Origin of the sequence: Micromonospora noduli (assembly GCF_003264475.1) — a bacterium.
Classification (GTDB): Bacteria; Actinomycetota; Actinomycetes; order Mycobacteriales; family Micromonosporaceae; genus Micromonospora; species Micromonospora noduli.
Genome location: NZ_PYAC01000002.1, coordinates 75914 through 94899 on the forward strand (window position 1 = coordinate 75914; position 18986 = coordinate 94899).

19 protein-coding genes, 1 tRNA gene and 1 pseudogene are annotated in these 18986 nt (G+C 71.3%); 15 read left to right on the top strand and 6 right to left on the bottom strand.

Going from position 1 to position 18986, the window contains the following annotated elements; translation table 11 throughout:
• Positions 1–10: 10 nt before the first annotated feature.
• The 8 genes from MED15_RS05910 to MED15_RS05945 are packed head-to-tail and all read left to right on the top strand — an operon-like array spanning position 11 to position 4815.
• Positions 11–199, top strand: a complete 189-nt coding sequence (locus tag MED15_RS05910) for a hypothetical protein (protein WP_112734974.1) — start codon at positions 11–13, stop codon at positions 197–199.
• Positions 196–462: a hypothetical protein gene (locus MED15_RS05915; RefSeq protein WP_112734975.1), complete on the top strand. Its 267-nt coding sequence runs from the start codon at positions 196–198 to the stop codon at positions 460–462. Before MED15_RS05910 ends, MED15_RS05915 begins: the two co-directional genes overlap by 4 nt.
• Positions 447–1061 carry a hypothetical protein gene (locus MED15_RS05920; protein ID WP_112734976.1) on the top strand — a complete coding sequence of 205 codons (615 nt, stop codon included), beginning with the start codon at positions 447–449 and terminating at the stop codon, positions 1059–1061. Before MED15_RS05915 ends, MED15_RS05920 begins: the two co-directional genes overlap by 16 nt.
• Positions 1058–1495, top strand: a complete 438-nt coding sequence (locus MED15_RS05925; protein WP_112734977.1) for a hypothetical protein — start codon at positions 1058–1060, stop codon at positions 1493–1495. The genes MED15_RS05920 and MED15_RS05925 overlap by 4 nt, the downstream gene beginning before the upstream one ends.
• The gene (locus tag MED15_RS05930) at positions 1483–1722 is read left to right on the top strand and encodes a hypothetical protein (RefSeq protein ID WP_146766692.1); all 240 of its coding nucleotides are present in this window, start codon (positions 1483–1485) and stop codon (positions 1720–1722) included. The genes MED15_RS05925 and MED15_RS05930 overlap by 13 nt, the downstream gene beginning before the upstream one ends.
• Positions 1719–3446, top strand: a complete 1728-nt coding sequence (locus tag MED15_RS05935) for a replication initiator (RefSeq protein ID WP_112734979.1) — start codon at positions 1719–1721, stop codon at positions 3444–3446. Before MED15_RS05930 ends, MED15_RS05935 begins: the two co-directional genes overlap by 4 nt.
• Before the next feature lie 11 nt (positions 3447–3457).
• Entirely contained in the window at positions 3458–3724 is a 267-nt protein-coding gene (locus tag MED15_RS05940; RefSeq protein WP_112734980.1) for a helix-turn-helix domain-containing protein, read from the top strand.
• Positions 3724–4815 (top strand): tyrosine-type recombinase/integrase, encoded by a 1092-nt coding sequence (locus MED15_RS05945; protein ID WP_112735039.1) that lies wholly within the window; start codon positions 3724–3726, stop codon positions 4813–4815. The genes MED15_RS05940 and MED15_RS05945 overlap by 1 nt, the downstream gene beginning before the upstream one ends.
• Positions 4816–4871: 56 nt before the next feature.
• On the opposite strand, the gene MED15_RS05950 is transcribed toward MED15_RS05945, so the two are convergent.
• Together MED15_RS05950 and MED15_RS05955 are read right to left on the bottom strand one after the other, a co-directional pair.
• Positions 4872–4948, bottom strand: a tRNA-Pro gene (locus MED15_RS05950).
• Positions 4949–5168: 220 nt separating this feature from the next.
• Positions 5169–6062, bottom strand: a complete 894-nt coding sequence (locus MED15_RS05955; protein ID WP_091403364.1) for a metallophosphoesterase — start codon at positions 6060–6062, stop codon at positions 5169–5171.
• A 25-nt stretch (positions 6063–6087) separates the two neighbouring features.
• Between MED15_RS05955 and MED15_RS05960 the strand changes: the two genes are divergently transcribed.
• Positions 6088–6543 (top strand): GatB/YqeY domain-containing protein, encoded by a 456-nt coding sequence (locus MED15_RS05960; RefSeq protein WP_112726035.1) that lies wholly within the window; start codon positions 6088–6090, stop codon positions 6541–6543.
• Positions 6544–6654: 111 nt separating this feature from the next.
• On the opposite strand, the gene MED15_RS05965 is transcribed toward MED15_RS05960, so the two are convergent.
• Complete coding sequence (locus MED15_RS05965) at positions 6655–9099, bottom strand: penicillin-binding protein (RefSeq protein WP_112604886.1); 2445 nt, start codon at positions 9097–9099, stop codon at positions 6655–6657.
• Between the two features lie 407 nt (positions 9100–9506).
• Between MED15_RS05965 and MED15_RS05970 the strand changes: the two genes are divergently transcribed.
• Positions 9507–9827: a WhiB family transcriptional regulator gene (locus MED15_RS05970; RefSeq protein WP_030328078.1), complete on the top strand. Its 321-nt coding sequence runs from the start codon at positions 9507–9509 to the stop codon at positions 9825–9827.
• 6 nt (positions 9828–9833) lie between these two features.
• Here MED15_RS05970 and bagB read toward each other — a convergent pair whose 3' ends face one another.
• From bagB to MED15_RS05985, 3 genes and pseudogenes are all read right to left on the bottom strand, one after another.
• Positions 9834–10985: an ArsA family ATPase gene (gene bagB / locus MED15_RS05975; protein WP_091403361.1), complete on the bottom strand. Its 1152-nt coding sequence runs from the start codon at positions 10983–10985 to the stop codon at positions 9834–9836.
• Positions 10986–11038: 53 nt separating this feature from the next.
• The gene (gene bagA, locus MED15_RS05980; RefSeq protein WP_112588553.1) at positions 11039–12016 is read right to left on the bottom strand and encodes an ATPase BagA; all 978 of its coding nucleotides are present in this window, start codon (positions 12014–12016) and stop codon (positions 11039–11041) included.
• A 26-nt stretch (positions 12017–12042) separates the two neighbouring features.
• Positions 12043–12612, bottom strand: a pseudogene (locus MED15_RS05985) (Rv0361 family membrane protein); the annotation flags it as partial.
• Between the two features lie 602 nt (positions 12613–13214).
• Here MED15_RS05985 and MED15_RS05990 point away from each other — a divergent pair.
• From MED15_RS05990 to MED15_RS06005, 5 genes are all read left to right on the top strand, one after another.
• Positions 13215–13697 carry a hypothetical protein gene (locus tag MED15_RS05990; protein ID WP_112726034.1) on the top strand — a complete coding sequence of 161 codons (483 nt, stop codon included), beginning with the start codon at positions 13215–13217 and terminating at the stop codon, positions 13695–13697.
• 44 nt (positions 13698–13741) lie between these two features.
• A complete protein-coding gene (sp36, locus tag MED15_RS33395; protein WP_007466198.1) occupies positions 13742–13897 on the top strand; it encodes a Sp36 family protein in 156 nt (51 codons plus the stop codon).
• Positions 13894–14355, top strand: a complete 462-nt coding sequence (locus MED15_RS05995) for a RidA family protein (RefSeq protein ID WP_112726033.1) — start codon at positions 13894–13896, stop codon at positions 14353–14355. The genes sp36 and MED15_RS05995 overlap by 4 nt, the downstream gene beginning before the upstream one ends.
• 122 nt (positions 14356–14477) lie before the next feature.
• Positions 14478–15314 carry an MBL fold metallo-hydrolase gene (locus tag MED15_RS06000; RefSeq protein WP_112726032.1) on the top strand — a complete coding sequence of 279 codons (837 nt, stop codon included), beginning with the start codon at positions 14478–14480 and terminating at the stop codon, positions 15312–15314.
• Complete coding sequence (locus tag MED15_RS06005) at positions 15311–18958, top strand: adenylate/guanylate cyclase domain-containing protein (RefSeq protein WP_112726031.1); 3648 nt, start codon at positions 15311–15313, stop codon at positions 18956–18958. Before MED15_RS06000 ends, MED15_RS06005 begins: the two co-directional genes overlap by 4 nt.
• The last annotated feature ends 28 nt before the right edge of the window (positions 18959–18986 follow it).

Consider the following 18986-nt stretch of genomic DNA (forward strand, 5'->3'; position numbering starts at 1 on the left):
AGCTTGCGCGATGCGTACCCGTCGACTCAACCGCCGGCCCATCCGCCGGACCTGCCTCGATCTCGCCCACACCGACCCCGACCAGCAGTGCCCCTACTGCGCTCCCGACACCGCTACCGACGCGATCTTCGCCGCCGCGCTCGCCCGGCACGCCGAGATCGCCGCCGACGACGCCGAAGCGTGGGGGTGGGCCGCATGAACCCTCAGCTGTGGTCCTGGCTCCTGATGGCCGTCGGCGTCACCGGCCTCTACCTCGCCGGTAAGCGCTCCTGGACCGGCTGGGCCGTCGGCCTCGCCGCTCAACTCCTGTGGCTGGCCTACTCCATCACCACCGAGCAGTGGGGCTTCCTCGTCTCCTGCTTCGCCTACGGCGCCATCTACATCCGCAACCTGCTCGCCTGGCTCCGCCCTACTCCGCCGACCGCGTCCGAGTCGGAGGTGACCGAATGCGCCGCGTCCTGAACGCCGATCGGTTGGAAGCCGTCGCCTTGGTCCTCATCCTCCTGGCCGTGGGCGGGATGGCCGGCGCCGCGTCGTTCACCCACGTCAAGGACTGGACCATGCTCCACGCCCCCGCCGGCACCGGGGACTGGTTCGGCTGGTCCAACGCCGTCATTTCCGAACTGACCCCGGCCGCCGCGCTGCTGGTCATCCGCCGACGTCGCCGCCACGACTCGCAAGCCTCCGTGCTCTACCCGCTGGCGATCCTGATCGCCGCCGTGGCGCTGTCCCTTGCCGCGCAGATCGCCGTCGCCAACGACAGTTTCTCGTCGCGGCTGCTGTCCTCGGTCCCAGCGCTGGCGTTCCTCGCCCTGTCCAAGCTCATCCTCAGCGGCAAGCCCACCGACCCGGCTCCGGCTCCGACCCGGCCCACGTCAGTCGCAGCAGAGGAACCGGCCGACATCGCCCCGGTCGACATGCCCGCCGATCCGACTCCGGCCGCCGTGGTCCCGACCGCACCGATGCCCACCCCGACGCCGGTGCTGCGCCCCGCGCTGGTGTCCTCCGTCGTCCAGTCGCCCCGCAACGGCCACGTCTTCACCTCGGAGGTGACCCGATGACCCGCACCCAGCTCGCCCGCGTCCAAACTCGCCGCCCCGCCGTCGTCGCTCGCCGGATCGTCGGCACCCCCACCGAAGTCGCCGCGACCGTCGCCCTGGTCCGCGACTCCAACCGGCTGCTCTCGATGAGCGAACCGCGCCTGCTCCCCGGCGACTCCCGGGTGACGGTCACGGTGCGGTTCCTCGACACCAACCGACCCACGCCCGCCCCGGCCCGCAGGGTCAACCGGGGTCGAGTCGCCGCAGCCGTCGTCCTCCCGGCCGTGGGCGCCCTCGCCGCTGTCGGCTACCTCGCCGCGCAGCTCGTCCAAGCGATCCGGGCTGCGTTTCCCGCTCTCGCGGGCGTCGTCCTGGTCCTGATCGTCATCGCCCTGCTACTGCGCCGCTCGGGTCGCTGCTGCCCCGGCCTGCACTGCCCCGGATGCGGCCACTGACCGCCATGGCTACCGGCTGGCCCACCTACTGCGCCCGCTGCGGTGGGCCAGCCACCGCCCTGATCGAAGCCGGCCAACCCGGCACCGGCCGCTACCGCGCCGAAACCACCTGCGAACGCCACACCGCTGCCGCCCACCGCTGGGCCAGCACCGCCGGCCCGACCCGCACCACTCCAATCGGTGACACCCAACCCGCCCTGTTCGACCTCCCGGAGGTGACCCGTTGACCGCCCCGACCCTGCCCGGCCTCGCCCCCGACGCCACCACCGAACCCACCCCCGCCCCGGCTGTCCCGCCGGCGAGCGGGTCCCGTGCCGCCCGCCTCGCTCTGCCCATGTCCCGTCAGGTGCTCACCGAGATGGCCGCCGAGTACGGCGTCTGTCTGCGCCCGGTCACCCTGCGCCGCACCGACCTGCACACCGGCCAAACCGAAGTCATCGACCTGCCCTGCGGCTCCACCCGGGAAGACAAGTGCGAGCCGTGCGCCAAACGCGCCCGTCGGCTGCGCCAGACCCAGATCCGCGAAGGTTGGCACCGCACCGACGAACCCGCCCCCGCGCCTGACCCCGCCACCGATGCACAGCGGGAGCTGATCCTGCTGCGCGCACACCTGGAATTCGCCCGCGATGAGGCCCAACGCGCCGCGCAGTTTGACCAGGTACCCGGCATCGACCACGCCATCGCGGAGGTAGAGGAAGCCATCGCCGCCGAAGGGCTACGCGGGCAAGTCGCCCCACCTCACGACGATGACGACTCTGACGGCGCCCGGCGCAAGCGGTCCACCAAACGTCGCCAGGACGCCCCCGACCTACCCCGCAAGAAGGTAGAACGACGCACCCTCGGCAAGGTCTACACCGCTCCCGACGGCACCGAACACCGCCCGTCGATGTGGCTGTCGCTCACCCTCGACAGCTACGGTCGAGTTCGGCCCGATGGGACACCGGTCGACCCGGACAGCTACGACTACCGGCGGGCCGCCTGGGATGCGGTGCACTTCGCCCGGCTCCTCGACCGGTTCTGGCAGAACCTTAGGCGGTGCGCTGGCTGGAACGTCCAATATGCCGGGTGCGTCGAGCCCCAACGCCGCCTGGCGCCGCACGCGCACTTCGCCATCCGAGGAACCATCCCCCGCGCGGTGCTGCGGCAGGTCGCCGCCGCCACCTACCACCAGGTGTGGTGGCCACCCGCTGACGAACCCGTGTACTCCCTCGACCGGCTGCCCCTCTGGGATAACGACCGCGGGGAGTGGGTCGACCCTGACACCGCCCAGCCGCTGCCGTCCTGGGCTGACGCCCTGGACCTGATCGACCCCGACCCCGACGCCGAACCCGTCCACGTCGTGCGCTTCGGGCGGCAGGTCCACGCCGAAGGCGTCACCCCCGGAACCGTGCACGCCGACCGCACCATCGGCTACATCACGAAGTACATCACCAAGAGCGCCGCCGACTGCCACAAGACCGACACCGACCGGCAGCGGGACCACCTTGACCGGCTGTGGCACCAACTGCGGGTGACGCCGTGCAACGAGCGGTGCGCCAACTGGCTGCTCTACGGCATCCAACCGAAGAAGGCACACGGACGGCTGCAAGCGGGACGCTGCAAAGGCAAGGTCCACCAACGTGCCACCCTCGGCATCGGTGGGCGCCGCATCCTGGTTTCCCGCGACTGGTCCGGAAAGACCTTGGCCGATCACCGCGCCGACGCTCGCGCCTGGGTCCGCAACCTCCTCGGCATCACCACCGGCGCCGACGGCTCCGACCCCGCCGGCCCGGACCAACCCACCGCCTACGCCTGGGAAATGGCCCGCCCCGACGACCCCGACATCCCACCCCTGCAACACCGGCTCCTACGTGCCCTGTCGCAACGGGCGCAATGGAAGGCCGCGCTCCTAGCCGCGAGAGACCGCGCTGCCACCGCCGCCCCGACCACCGTCGACCACCCCACATCCTGACCGGAGGAGCAATGGAACGCGCCACCATCCCCACCGCCACCCGTCCGGATCTGCCCGGTCGGATCCTGCGCACTAGTGACACCCGCGCCGTCTACTCCGTCCGCGAGGTCGCCCGCCTGCTCTCGCTCTCCCTGGGCAGCACCTACGCCCTGGTCCGCGAGGGAGAGATACCCGCCCGCAAGCTCGGCGGGCGCTGGGTTATCCCCAAGAAGCGATTCCACGACTGGCTCAACGAGGCCGACGAGCAGGACAACCGAGCATCGGAGGGGTGGGCCTGATGGGCTTCGTTCGTAAGACTCCCGTTGGGCGTCACCGGGCGTGCTGGCGTGATCCGGCTGGCCAGCAGCGATCAAAGACGTTCCGCACCAAGAAGGAGGCCAACGCCTTCCTGGCCGAAGTCGAGTCGGCGCTCAACCGCGGAACGTACGTCGCTCCCGATGCCGGCCGGCTCCGCTTCGCTGACTACGCGCAACGCTGGCTGAGCAATCGCAACGACGAGAAGGCGACTGCTGCCCGCGATGCCTCCATCATGCGAAACCACGTCGTGCCGCGTTGGGGTGCGGTGCCGTTGGCGAAGATCGAACACTCGGCCGTGCAGGAGTGGGTGACCAAGCTGGGGGAGCGGCTGTCGCCGGCTACGGTGCGCGAGTGCTACCGGCTCACGTCAGGGGTGCTTCGGTCGGCGGTTCGTGACCGGCTCATCGGCTTCAACCCCTGCGAGGGCGTCCGTCTCCCGCCCCGGCGGCGCATGGACACCGACGAACTGGTCATCTCCCGCGCGGATCTGTTCGACAGGCTTCTCCCCGCCGTCCCGGACCGGTATCGCGCCCTGGTCGCCGTCGCGGCCGGCACCGGCATCCGCTGGGGCGAGTGCGCGGGACTCCGCTGGGATGCCGTGGACCTGGCCGCGGGCGCGCTCCGGGTGGTGCGGGTCGCGGAGGAGGTGTCAGGACACGTCACGCTCAAGCCCTATCCGAAGTCACGAGCTGGCCGGCGAACTGTGCCGCTGCCGCCCTTCGTGGTCCAGGCGCTGGCCGACCACCAGCAGTCCTTCGAGACCGGCGCCGAAGATCTGATCTTCGTTGCCCGGACCGGCGAACCGCTCAAGCGCGGCACCTTCCGGGCGCGGATCTGGAAGCCTTCGCTGCAACGGGCCGGGCTGCCCGTCGCGCTCCGGTTTCACGACCTGCGGCACTCGTATGCGACCTGGCTCGTCTCCGATGGCGTGCCGATCAATGACGTCGCGAAGGTGATGGGACACGAGCAGACGTCCACGACTCTGGACCGCTACACGCACTCGACCCGCGACCGGGATCGCAGGGTGCTCGCGTCATTCGCTGCCTTCTCGCTGCCTCAGGATGAGCGATGAGCCCTGAAAACGAATCAAGACCCCTCCGTGGAGGGGCCTTGACCTGCTGTTACCTCTGGTCGGGGTGGCCGGATTCGAACCGACGACCTCTTCGTCCCGAACGAAGCGCGCTACCAAGCTGCGCCACACCCCGAGGCGTGCCGACAAATAGTAGCCCACCCGCCCCGATGGTCAAACTCGGTACCCCCGCCGCCCCGACCGTGCCCGGGGTGGCCAAGATCCGCACAACTTCCGGGATGTTGCCGCCTCGCGACGCGCCGAGGCAGCAACATCCCGGATGGTTCGCGAATCTTGAAGCGAATCTTGAAGCGGAGCGGCGGCGGGGTGGCGGCGGGGTGGCGACCAACCGGCGGTCAGCGGGGGATGAGGGTCAGGATGCTGGCCTCCGGGGGGCAGGCGAAGCGGATCGGGGCAGTCGGGTGGGTGCCGAGGCCGGCGGAGACGTGCAGCCAGGAGTCCGAGCCCGGCCACCGGTGCAGGCCGCGCGCCATCGAGCGGGGCAGGCCACAGTTGGTCACCAGCGCCCCGAAGCCGGGTACGCAGACCTGACCACCGTGGGTGTGCCCGGCCAGCAGCAGCCCGAAGCCGTCCGCCGCCATCTGGTCGAGCACCCGTGGTTCGGGTGAGTGGGTCAGCGCGATGGAGAGGTCCGCCGAGGACGACACCGCGCCGGCCACGGAGGGGTAGTCGTCCCGGTCGATGTGCGGGTCGTCGACGCCGACCAGATCGAGCTGTCGGCCACCGGCCTTCAGCATGGTCCGGGCGTTGTTGAGGTCCGCCCAGCCGGCGCCGGTGAAGACCTGACGCAGCTCCTCGTAGGGCAGCTCGACGCCCTCGGTGTACTCCCGGTCGGGCAGGAAGTAGGTGAAGGGGTTCTTCAGCACCGGCCCGGTGTAGTCGTTGGAGCCGAACACGAACGCGCCCGGGTAGTCCAGCAGTGGTTGCAGGGCCCGCAGCACCCCGGGCACCGCGCCAGGGTGCGCCATGTTGTCGCCGGTGACCACCACCAGGTCGGGGTCGAGGGCGGCCAGCGATGCCACCCAGCGCTGCTTGCGCGCCTGGTCGGGCATCATGTGCAGGTCCGACAGGTGCAGCACGCGCAGCGGCTCCGCGTCGGCCGGGAGCACCGGCACGTCGTACCGCCGCAGGGTGAACATGTTGCGCTCGACGAGCGACGCGTACGCGAGGGTGGCCGCGCCGATCGTGGCGGTTCCGGCGGCGAGCCGGAATAGTGTGCGCTTTCGCATGGCGTTCAGGGTAGTTTGACCGTCCATGAGCACGCTGAAGGACCGCCTCACTGCCGACATGCGTTCCGCGCTCAAGGCGCGCGACGAGCTGACCACCTCCACGCTGCGGATGGCCCTGGCCGCCGTCGGCACCGCCGAGGTCGCCGGCAAGGCCAAGCGCGAGCTCACCGATGACGAGGTGCTCGCGGTGCTGACCAAGGAAGCCAAGAAGCGTCGGGAGGCGGCCACCGCCTTCGCCGACGCCGGGCGCGCCGAGCAGGCAGCGAAGGAGAGCGCCGAGGGTGAGGTGCTGGACCGCTACCTGCCCAAGCAGCTCTCGGACGCCGAGCTGACCGAGCTGGTGTCGGGGGCGCTCGCCGCGGGCGGCTTTACCGGAAAGACCCAGATGGGCCCGGCGATGAAGGCGGCACAGGCCGCGGTGGCGGGCCAGGCCGAGGGTGGCCGGGTGGCCGCCGAGGTACGCCGACAGCTCGGTCTCTGACCCAGCGGGGTCAGCGGCGCTCAGGACGTGCGCCGCCGCTCGCTGGTCCGGACAGACGAAACGGGCGGGCACCCGAGGAGGGTGCCCGCCCGTTGTGTCCTACTCGTCGGCTCAGCCGTTCGGACGGCCGTTGCCTGGTCGGCCGGGTTGGTTGCCGGGCTGGCCGCCCGGAGTGCCGTTGGTGTTGCCCGGCGTACCGCCGCCGCTGCTGACCTGGATGGTGACCACGCCACCCTTGATCGTCCGTCCGTCCGGGCTGGTGCCGGCCGCGTCGCCCGCCTTGCAGGACGACGGCACCTTGGCGCTGGAGACAACAGGCTCGAAGCCGGCGCCCTTGAGCCGGGACTTCGCCTGATCCACCGAAACGCACTTCACGTCGGGGATGCTGCGCTGGTCACCCTCGGAGATCTTCTGGCCCGGAGGCTCGAACTGGATCCGCGGTTTGCCCTTCATGGCATCCCGCAGGGTCTCGTACACCGGCGGGTTGATGCCGTCCTTCTGGGAGTGCTTCATCTTGACGTTCGTCTGCGGCCAGTCCGGGTCGGCCATGATGCCGGCCACCGAGTACTGCTTGGTCATGGCGACCAGGGCGGCCGTCTTCTCCGAGTCGGTGGTGCCGGACTTGCCGGCCACCGGCGCGTCGACGATGCCCTTCACGACGGCGGCCGTACGGTTGCCACCGCACTTGCTGGTTCTGGAGTTGTCGCCCACCGGGCAACGGGCGGCGTCCACGGCGGCCCGGGCCACCTCGGTGCTGAACCGCTTCTCGCAGCGCGGGTTGGCGATGTCCAGCTTGTTGCCCTCCGGGTCCCGGATCTCCTGCACCGGGATCGGCTCGCAGTACTTGCCGTCGGCCGCCAGGGTCGCGTACGCGTTGGCCAGGTCGAGTGGGGTGGTGGAGGAGACACCAAGGGTGAAGGCGCCCCACTGGTGGGCATCGTTCTTGGTCGCGGCGAACTTGGCGTCGTTGCTCGCCCGGAACTGGATGCCGGCCCGCCGGGCGGCGTCGACCACGTTCTCCGCACCGACCTGCTGCTGCAGTGGGACGAAGTAGGTGTTGACCGACTGGGCGAACGCGCTCCACATGTTCTGCACGCCGCCGGGCTTGAGACCGGAGTTGGTCGGGCAGTAGAAGTGGGTGCCCTTGCAGGCCGCCGGGCTGCTGCTGTCGATGATGTATTCCGACTTGAACTGCTGCGGCGCGTTGAAGGTGTAGCTGAGCGGAATGCCCTTCTCCAGGGCGGCGACGATGCTGAAGATCTTGAAGGTCGAGCCGGCCTGGTAACCGGTGATGCCGTTGCCGCCGGTGAGCAGCGGGTTGACCGTCGCCGGGTAGTTGCCCCGGATCTTCTTCTTACTCTTCGCGGGGTCGCTGGAGAGCTTGTTCTTCGGGTTCTTCGGGTCGTCGAGCTTGAACTGCCGGTTGACCGCGAGCGCCCGCACCCGGCCGGTACCCGGCTCGACCACCGCGACCATTGCCGCTTCCTTGCTGTTCACGCTCTTGGCCTTACGGACCGCCTTGTCCGCGCCGCGCTGCGCCTGGACGTCGATCGAGGTGACGACGGTGTAGCCGCCGCTCTTCAGCCGCCGCTCCCGGTCGTACGTGGTCGAGCCGAACGTCTCCTGCTCCATCCACCAGCGGTAGAAGTAGTCGCAGAAGAAGCCCCACTCGTTGACGTTGGCGGCGACGCAGCCGTTCGGGGTGCGCTTGTCCTTCACCACCAGCTTGGTCGCCTTGGCGGCGTCCGCCTCCTGCTGGGTGATGGCTTTGATGTCGACCATGTTCTGGATGACGTAGTTGCGACGATCCAGTGCGAGCGGGTAACCCGCCTCGGTGGTCGGGTCGTTCGTCGTCGGCGCCTTGACCATGCCGGCCAGCAACGCCGCTTCCTCGATCTTCAGCTTGCTCGGCGACTTACCGAAGTAGACCTGGCTGGCGGCGTAGATGCCGTACGCGCCGTTGCCGAACGAGGCCAGGTTGAGGTAGCGGGTGAGGATCTCGTCCTTGGAGAACTCCTTGTCGACCTGGAGGGCCAGCCGCATCTCGCGCAGCTTGCGGGCGCTGGTGTCCTCGGTCGCCGCGACGACGTCCGCCGGGTGGGTGGCCGAGTAGGCGATGGCCAGTCGGACGTACTGCATGGTCAGCGTCGACGCGCCCTGCCGGCCGGAGCCTTCGCTCTGGTTGTTGACGAACGCGCGGGCGACACCGTTGATGTCGACGCCGTTGTGCTTGTAGAAGTCATGGTCCTCGGCCGCGATGATGGCCTTCTGCATGAACGGCGAGATGTCGGCGAGCTTCACGTCACGCCGGTTCTCGTCGTACATCGTCGCGAGCGGTGTCTTGCCGTCCGATGCCAGCAGGTAGCTGATCTGTGGCGCGCGGGCCACCGTCAGCTCCGTGGGCAGGGCACCGAATGTCTCGGCGCCGGCCTTTGCGGCCAAGCCGGACATCGCTACCGCGGGGAAGGCCGCCGCAGCGACCACCACGCCGGCCAGCAGGCCACACACGGCTAGCGATGCGGCGTTGGTCAGCACATTGTGGTCACGTTTCCGCATCCAGGTCACCTCGACAGGGTACGCGAGTAGGGAACGAGGGGCGCTGGGGCGTTCTTTCCCCATTTCCTGCGTGCGCTGCCCTCGTTGTGCTAAACGCACGACCCCCGGTGCTTGGTTGCGTGTGACCTGGCGTGAGTCTCCTCCGATTCAGTGAGGCGGCGCAGCGTTATCGCTGACCTCGGCGGGGTAACCGGCGGTCGAACGCCCGGGAAGCCGGGAGTGTCCGGAATGATGGATTTCGTCGACAACGTTGCGTAATCAGTCGACTACAGAGCATGATGGGGGCGGCGACAGCGCCACATGTCGTCCGCGCCGCCTTGGGGAAGGCAGGCCGGGCGATCGGGGGGAATTGCCGGCTGGCGTGCATCGACGAGGTCGGTAGGTACTGCAAGGGGGGACGTGTACACATGGGCATGATCACTGACTGGCCGTCGCTGGCGGCATGTCAGAACGGGGACCCGGACGCGTTGTTCGTACAGGGCGCCGAACAGAACGTGGCGAAGCGGATCTGCCGGAGCTGCCCAGTTCGGTACGAGTGCCTGGCCGACGCGCTGGACAACCGGATCGAGTTCGGTGTGTGGGGCGGCATGACCGAACGCGAACGGCGGGCGCTACTGCGTCGTCACCCGCAGGTGACGAGCTGGCGCAAGATGTTCGAGGCCGCGATGAAGAAGAACAGCAAGGACAAGGCCGGCAAGGACAAGATTCTCGTCAGCGCGGCCAACTGACGCCGGTCACGGCCGGCTGATCGCCGCGCCGATCGTCCGTAGCCCGTCGACGTCGTGCACGTCGGCGGGCTGCGCCGTGACCGAAACCGCCGGCACGGCAGGGAACGCCTCGGTGAAGCGCGCGGCGACCTGCTGCTCGCGTACCGCCTGGCGAGCCAACGCCGCGTGCGCCCGCAGCACGTCGGCGGTGGCCTCATGCCCACCCAGCTGGGTCAGCCGCTCGGCGGCGACCCGGCTCTGCTCGGCGTCCAGCTCCGGGACCGCCGGGCGGTGTACCCGGTTGAGCACCAGGCCGGCCAGCGGCATCCGCTCGTCCCGCAGCCGGCCCGCGAAATAGGCGGCCTCCCGGACCGCGTCCGGCTCCGGCGTCGCGACCAGCAGAAAGGCCGTCTCCCGCGCCTGCAGGATGCGGTACGTCTGCTCGGCGCGCTGCCGGAAACCACCGAACATCGAATCCAGTGCCGCCACGAAGCCGGACAGGTCGGTGAGCAGCTGCGCGCCGAGCACCTTCTGCACCACCTTCGAGAACATCCCGAACGAGGCCGTGACCAGGCTGAACATGCTCCGACCGCCGCTGCGCGCCGGGGCCAGCAGCAGCCGCAGCATCCGGCCGTCAAGGAAACGGGAGAGCCGAGCCGGCGCGTCCAGGAAGTCCAGTGCCGAGCGGGACGGTGGAGTGTCCACCACGATCAGGTCCCATTCGCCCCGGGCGTGCAACTGGCCCAGCTTCTCCATCGCCATGTATTCCTGCGTGCCGGCGAAGGTCGAGCTCATCGCCTGGTAGAACGGGTTCGCGAAGATCTCCGCGGCCTTCGTCGGGTCGGTGTGCTGCAACACCACGTCGTCGAAGGTGCGCTTCATGTCGAGCATCATGGCGTGCAACTCGCCGCCGCTGCTCTCGACGTCGATCCCCTTGACCTGGCGGGGGGTGTTGTCCAGCTCGGTCAGGCCCAGCGACTGGGCCAGCCGGCGGGCCGGGTCGATGGTGAGCACCACAGTGCGCCGGCCGTGGTGCTCGGCGGCCCGCAGCGCCAGCGCCGCGGCCGTGGTCGTCTTTCCCACTCCGCCGGCACCGCAGCACACGACGATCCGCACGCCTGGGTCGGCGAGGATCTGGTCGACGTCCAGCTGCGGCGCCGCGTCTTCGGAAGGCACCAATCGAGCGTATCGGGCCGGTGGGTCCGCGCGCCCGTGCTGCGCTCAGGTGTGAGTCATTCGGCGCGGACGAGGGTCTGGGCCAGGGTCGCGAGCCCCGCCCGATCAACCCCGTCGGGCAGCAACGGCAGCTCGATCATCGGCAGCCCCAACTCCACCAGGTCGGCGCGGAGCGAATCTTCCAGTTCACGCCGGATGAGCTGATCACGTGCCTCATCGTGCAATCCGGCCACAATGTCCCGATCGGCCGGCAGCCCGGCGGCGACCAGCCCGCGCTTCAACTCCGCGGCGGTGACCGCCGCTCCGGCGGGCAGCGGCGGCCGGACTCCGTTGACGAGCACCTTCCCGACGCCGAAGCCGAGGGCGGTCAGGTCGGCGATCGCGTCGACCGTCTCCTGGATCGGCATCTCCTCCAGCAGCGTGACCACGTGCACCGCGGTCATCGGGGACCGCAGCAACGCGGCGACCCCCTCGCTCTGGGTCTTGATCGGGCCCACCTTGGCCAGCCGGGCGGTCTCCGCCGTCACGTTGAGGAACCGGCCGATCCGCCCGGTCGGCGGGGCGTCCAGCACCACCGCGTCGTACGCGCGCCGCTGCCCGGTGGTGCGGGTGGTGGCCTCCTTCACCTTGCCGGTGAGGAGGACGTCCCGCAGGCCGGGCGCGATGGTGGTGGCGAAGTCGATGGCGCCGAGCTTGCGCAGTGCCCGGCCCGCCGCGCCCAGTTTGTAGAACATGTCCAGGTACTCGAGCAGCGCCTCCTCGGCGTCCACCGCGAGCGCGCGCACCTCACCGCCGTCCGGCGCATCGGCGAGGTGCCGCTCCTCGTAGGGCAGCGGCTCGATGCCGAACAGTTGGGCGATGCCCTGCCGCCCCTCGACCTCGACCAGCAGGGTGCGCCGGCCGCCGGCGGCGAGCGCGAGGGCCAGCGCCGCCGCCACGCTGGTCTTACCGGTGCCGCCCTTGCCGGTCACCACGTGGAGACGGGCGGGCCACCCGGTACCGGCCGGGTCGATCGGACGCTCAGCTGCACACACCCGTCGAGCCTATCCAGGCTGGCCGGTCAGGCGACCTCGCAGACCCACCAACCCGTCTTCTGCACCACAGTGAAGCGCAACTCCTGGTCGGCCACCTTCTCGTCGGCGGTGGTCATGGTGAGCCGGGTGGAGACGGTGGCCCGTTCCCCGGTCTGGTTGTCCACCTTCGGGGTGGTCCACCGGAAGCGCGGGTTCTGGTAGGTGGAGGCGTACTTCTCCACCTCGGCAACCTTCGCAGCGATCTTGTCGTCGTCGCGGGAAGCGGCGCAGACGCGACCGGCCGCCTTTGTCGCGTCGCGATCCTTGTAGACAGCGGTGAGGAACTCGTCGACGGCGACCGCCGGCTCCTTGGCGCCCTCGCCGGTCTCGGCATCGCGCAGGGTCAGGAAGGCCACCACGCCGCCCCCCACGCAGAGCACCATGATCACGACCAGGGCGATCGCCGCGATCAGCAGACCACGCTTCTTCTTCGGCTCGGCCGTGCCCGGATAGGGCGGATAGGCCGGCGGTGCCGCGGGGATCGACGAGGGGTTCGGGCTACCCGGCTGCGTCGGTGCGGTGGCCGAGGTGGGGCCACCAGGCCCTTCCGGCTGCCCGGCGCCGCCGAGCTGCCCCGGGAAGGCCGGCTGGCTGGGGCCGCCGGGCTGCCCCGGGAAAGCCGGTGAGGTGGGGGCGGCGGAGAGTGCCGGCTGGGCGGGGGAGGCGGGGAGAGCGAGCTGCCCGGGCGGTGCAGCGGGGGTCGGCTGGCTGGGGATGATCGGCGCACCGGGCTGACCGGCGGGATCCGGGTGTGCCGGTGGCTGAGCGGGTGTACCGGCCTGGTCGCCGCTGGGCGGGTGGGTCATGTCGTTCCCCCAGGGGTGCGGCGCCCGCCGCCACCCCTGGCGCCGAGCGTGATCGAGCGGGCGGCCGGGCGCTGCGCGACCGTCCGACCGGAAGGGTAGCGGTCGATGACCGGATCGGTGTCGCCCCTGCCTGTCGAGCGGCCCAGCGATCCGGTGAGCGGTACCCGCGTCGGTTTCGGTGTCGGGCCCCCGACCTGCGGTGTGTCGCATATGTGACTGTTGGTGGCTTCTTGTGCGCGTCCTGTTGGCGGGACCGCGGCGACAGACCTACCTTCGTCCCGGTGCGGGGGCCGGAACGGACGAATGGGTCCGGGCCGGAAGCATGGTCCGAGAGGTACGACCGGAGGCAGTGCATGCGCGACGCGGACAACATCCCTCGCACCCAGTTCCCGACGAACGACCGGCCCCGCCGGCTCGGGTCCGTGGTCGACGCCGGCGGGCAGGTCACCAACCAGCCGATCAACGAACGGTCGTACCGCCGGACGCCGGAGCCGGCGGAGACGGCCCGGATGCCGAGCCAGCCCGCCGAGCGGACCCGCGAGGACGACGAGCCGGGCTTCGTCATCCACCTGCCGATCCGGGTGCCGAATCTGGCGGCGGCGACCGTGCTGGCCGGTCGGGTCGCGGTGTCCCTGGGCTTCCTGCCCGAGTTGGACGCCGGCGAGACCACCGTCTCCAACGCCGACGATCAGAACAACCGGCACCGGGTTTTCTGTGACCTACTGCTGCCCGACCGGTCCCGCTGCCCCCAGGGGTACGAGCACGAGGGGCGCTGCGGGGAGCTGCCGGCCGCGCCGGAGCAGCGTCCCGTACCTCGTCCGGCCAGCGGACCGTAGGCTGTCCCTCGAACAATTCCGCACCGAGAGGGAGCCCTTCAGCGATGCAGAAGTGGGAATACTCCACGGTCCCGCTGCTGGTCCACGCGACCAAGCAGATCCTCGACAACTGGGGCGAGGACGGGTGGGAGCTCGTCGCCGTGGTCCCGGGCCCGAATCCGGACCAGCTGGTCGCCTACCTGAAGCGGCCCAAGGCGTGAGCAACGGTCCGCACGCGAAGCTCGCCGAGCTGGGTCTCGAACTGCCCGAGGTCGTGCCGCCGGTGGCCAGTTACGTCCCGGCCGTGCAGTCCGGGCAGCACGTGTACGTTTCCGGCCAGTTGCCGATGGCCGAGGGCAAGTTGCTGGCTACCGGCAAGGTCGGCGCCGGGATCTCCGCCGAGCAGGCGAAGGATCTGGCCCAGCGGTGCGGGCTCAACGCGCTGGCCGCCGTCGACTCGCTGGTCGGCTTGGAGAACGTGGTGAAGGTGGTCAAGGTGACCGGGTTCGTGGCCTCCGCGCCCGGCTTCACCGGTCAGCCCGCCGTGATCAACGGTGCCTCGGATCTCTTCGGCACCGTCTTCGGGGAGGCTGGCCGGCACGCGCGCAGCGCGGTGGGTGTGGCCGAGTTGCCCCTGGACGCCCCGGTGGAGGTCGAGCTGATCGTCGAGGTCGCCTGACGCGTCCCATCGCCCCGCGATCTTGCACTTCCTGCTCGGACGAAAGCCCTGAACCGGGATGAATCAGGGGCCGCAAGTGCAGGATCGTGGGGTGTGGCGAGCGGGGTCGTACGATCGCAGCCATGAGCGGGCACGTGACGGGGGCGGTGGCGGCGCTTGCCGACGAGTTGCCCCGCTGGGTTTCACTGCTGCGTGCGCCGAACCCGGGGCCGATGACCCTCGACGGCACCAACACCTGGGTGCTGCGCGCGCCAGCGGCCGAGTCGGGCATCGTGGTCGACCCGGGGCCGGCGGACGAGGGGCACCTGACCCGGATCACCGAGCACGGCCCGGTCGGGCTGATTCTGATCACGCACGGCCACCCCGACCACACTGAGGGCGCGGCCCGGCTGAGTGAGCTGCTCGGCGGCGTGCACGTGCTCGCCGTCGACCCGGCGCACACCATCGGCGGCGAGCCGCTGACCGAACCGGGCGAGCACTTGGGCGGCTTCGGTCTGCACATCAGCCTGTTGCAGACGCCAGGCCACACCGCCGACTCGGTCTGTTTCCTGGTCGAGCACGGCGACGAGCGGGTGGTGCTCACCGGTGACACCATCCTCGGCCGGGGCACCACCGTGGTCGCCCACCCCGACGGGCACCTCGGTGACTACCTGAGCAGCCTGGAGCTGCTGTCCGCGTACCGGGGGATTCCGGCGCTGCCTGGACACGGCCCGGCACTGGCCGACTGCGCCGCCGCCGCCGACTTCTACCTCGCCCACCGCCGGGCCCGGCTCGACCAGGTCCGGGCGGCGGTCGCCGCCGGCGCCCACACCCCCGCCGACGTGGTGGCGACGGTCTACGCGGACGTGGACCGCTCACTCTGGTGGGCGGCCGAATGGTCGGTCCGGGCCCAGCTGGAGTACCTGGGCGTCGACACCGGGGAATCCGCGCCCGGGGTCAGTGGGTTGGAGCACATGTGACCTGCCCCGTGTGTGGAACCGTTGCCGTTCCCGGCGCGCGGTTCTGCCACAACTGTGGCGCCGCGCTGCCGGCCGCCGCCACGTTGCCGGCGGCCGAGCGCCGGGTGGTCACCGTGCTCTTCGGTGACCTCTCCGAGTTCACCTCCTGGTCGGAGGATCTCGACCCGGAACGCGTCGGTGCGGTCACCGACCGGGTGCTCGCCGCCCTCGCCGGTGCGGTGAAGACGTTCGGCGGGCACGTCGACAAGCTGACCGGTGACGGCATCATGGCGGTCTTCGGCGCCCCGGTGGCGCACGAGGACGACGCCGAACGTGCCGTCCGGGCCGCCCTGTCCATGCAACGGGCCGTCCGCCGGGTGCTCGACGACGAGCGGGGCGGCGGCGCGCCGCTCGGGCTGCGGGTCGGGCTGAACACCGGCGACGTCATCGCGGGCATCCAGGCCGCGATTGAATACACGGTCATCGGCGACACTGTGAACACCGCGGCCCGGCTCGCCGACGCCGCCGCCGTCGGGGCCGTCTACGCCGGTGGACGTACCGCCGCGGCCACCAGGCACGTCTCCTCCTGGCGGGCGCTGCGCCCACTGCGGCTCAAGGGCAAGCGTGAGCCGGTCGAGGCGTACGAGCTGCTGGGTCTGCTGGACGCGCCGGGCACCCGCTCGGGGCTCGGCGACGAGGCGCCGTACGTCGGCCGGGAGACGGAGATCGGTCGGGTCGCGGGCCGGCTCGCCGAGGTGATCGACCAGGGCGACCCACGGGTGCTGCTGATGACCGCCGAGGCGGGCATCGGCAAGTCCCGGTTCGCCGCCGAGGTGGAGCGCCTCGCCGCCGGGTACGACGTCGGTGCTGGTCGGTACGCGGCACACACCGGGGCCCGGGTGCTCTCGGTGCGCTGTGCGGCGTTCGGGGAGCGGCGACGCCTCGCACCCCTGGCCGATCTGGTGCGGGCCGCCGTCGGTCTGCCCAGCGACGCGTCCACAGCGCTGACCCGCCCGGCGGTTGAGGAGCGGCTGCGCCGGCTCGGGCAGCGGCTCGCCCGCTCCGGTGCGGAGACGCCGCCGATCGCCACGGAACAGCTGCTGGCCCTGCTCGGCTACGCCGAACTCCCGGCCCACGGTGGCAGCGACAGCGGCGAGTGGGGCGGATCGGGCACTCCGGCAGCGGACGCCGAGGTGGTGCCGAACGCGGTCGCCGACCTGCTCAGTGGGCTCGCCTCGGAGGCGCCGCTGGTGATCGTGGTGGACGACCTGCACGACGCCACCGCCGAGACGATCAGTGCCCTCGGGTTGACCCTGTCCAGGCTCACCGGCCCGGTGCTGGTGCTGCTGCTCGGCCGCCCCGAGCTGGTGCGTACCGCTGGCGCGCTGACCCGGGTCGCGGACGCCGAGGTGCACTCGCTGCCGCCGCTGCGCGGTGCCGACGCGGCCCGGCTGCTCACGACCTACCTCGGCGGCGGCAAGCTGCCGCAGGCCGACACCGACCGGTTGCTCGCCACCGCGCAGGGCAACCCGTTCTACCTGGCTGAGCTGGTCACCCTGCTTATCGAACGGGGTGCGCTCACCACCGAATCAGTGCGCGGCGCCGCCTCGACGCGGGGTGCCGCGGGGGATCGGTCCGCCTCCGGCGAGCGGGAGCAGAGCGGGTCGACCGGCTGGCGGCTGGTACCGGGCTCGCTGGGCAGCCGGCTGCTCTCCCGGGACCTCGCCGCCGTGCTCGCAGCGCGGATCGACGCGTTGCCGCCGGACGCCCGGTCGGTGCTGCGCGACGCCGCGGTCACCGGTGACACGGTGCCGACCGGCGCTCTGGAGGCGATGCGGGAGCAACGCGGCGGTCGCGACGGTCGGCCGTCGGCAGTGGTCGCCGTCGAGCTCGACCGGGCGGTCGAGGAGTTGCTGCAACGCCGCATGCTGCACCGCTCGCGTGCCGGCTACTCGTTCGCCACACCGCTAATGCGGGAGGCCGCGTACGCAGGGGTGAGCAAGGCCGAGTTGGCTGAGCGGCACGCGGCGCTGGCCCGCTGGGCGGCGCCGACGGACGAGACCACGGCCAGCATGGTGGGCGGGTTCACCGACGAGGCCCGGGACGACTTCGTGGCGACGCACGTCGAGCGGGCCGCCACGCTCGCCGACGCGGTGAAGCTGCGCCCCGACGCGCCGGCCCGGGCGGTGGTTCCGCTCGGCGTCGCCGCGCTCGGCCGGGCCGCCCGCCGGTCGCTCTCCGCCGGTGAGCCGGCGATGGCGGTCGAGTACGCCGAGCGCGCCACCGAACTGGCCCGTGACGGGGTGCCGGCAGCCGATCGGGTGGTGCACGCGCGGGCGTTGCTCCAGATCGGCCGGGTCACCGACGCGTTGGCGTACGCCGAGAAGATCGCCGCGAACGCGGGGGACGAGGCCACACGGGTCAGCGCCCTGCTGTTGGCGGGGCAGGCCCAGGAGACCCTCGGCGATCAGGGCCGGGCGGTGACCGCATGGCAGGAGGCCTTGCAGGTCGCCACCGAGGGTCGGCTGCCCACGCAGCGCGCCACGGCGATGCGCCGGCTCGGCATGGCCGACTTCGTGGCCGGGCGGCTAAGTCAGGCGAGCAGCCGGTTGGCGGCCGCGTACCAGGTCAGCCTCGGTGCGCAGGACCGACGCGGGCAGGCGTGGTCCCTACAGAACCTGGCCTGGGTGACCACCACCCGGGGTGACTTCGCCGGGACCGACGCGGTGCTCGGCCGGGCCGCCAGACTCTTCGCCGAGCTGAAGGACCCGTACGGGCGGGCCTGGCTGCGCGGCACCACGGCGTTCGCCCGGCTGCTCGCCGGCCGACTGCGCGAGGCGTGTCGGATGGCGCAGGTGTTCCTGCCGTTCGGCGAGCGGGTCGGTGAGGCGTGGGCGGTGGGCACGTTGCGCGCGGTGGCGGCGTTCGCCACGGCCGAGCTGGGTGACCTGGCCGAGGCGGACCGGGAGGCCCGGCGGGCGTACCGGGAGTTCGCCGCCGCGTCCGACGACTGGGGGCGCGGGTTCGCCCTGGTGGTCCGGGCGGTGGTGGCGCGCGGCCTGGGCGAGCCGGAGCACGCCGCCGACCTGCTCACCGACGCCCTGGCGTACGCGGAGCGCACCTCGCATCCGCTGCTCACCGGGATGGCCGGCACACTGCGCGGCTTCGTCGCGTTGGACATGGGCGACTGCGAGACGGCCGAGCGGGTGGCCCGCGCGGTGCTGACCGCCGTGGAGCCGCACAACCCGCAGGCTCCGGCGCAGGTGGCGCCCCGGGTGCTGCTGGCGACGGCCCGTCTCGCCGCCGGCGACTCGGCGACAGCGGTCGGGCTGCTCGCCCCGGTGGCCACGGCCGCCGCGAACGCACCCTCGCTGCTCTTCTCCCGCCGCCAGACGATGGCTCAGTACGCTGCGGCGCTGCTCGCGCACGGGCAGCGGGAGCAGGCGTTGGACTGGGCACGTCGTGCGGTCACCGCACCGGCCGAGGACGTGCGCAGCCAGGTGATCGCGGCGAGTGTGCTGGCCGAGGCGTTGGCCGCCTGCGGTCGCCCGGCGGAGGCGGTGTCCTGCGCGCAGGAGGCGGTCCGCCTGGCGTACGCCACCGAGCAGCGCAGCGAACGAGCCGCAGCCGACGCCCTGCACACCCGCCTGACCGCCCTGGTCTAACCCCGCCCACACCCACCCCTGTCGATGC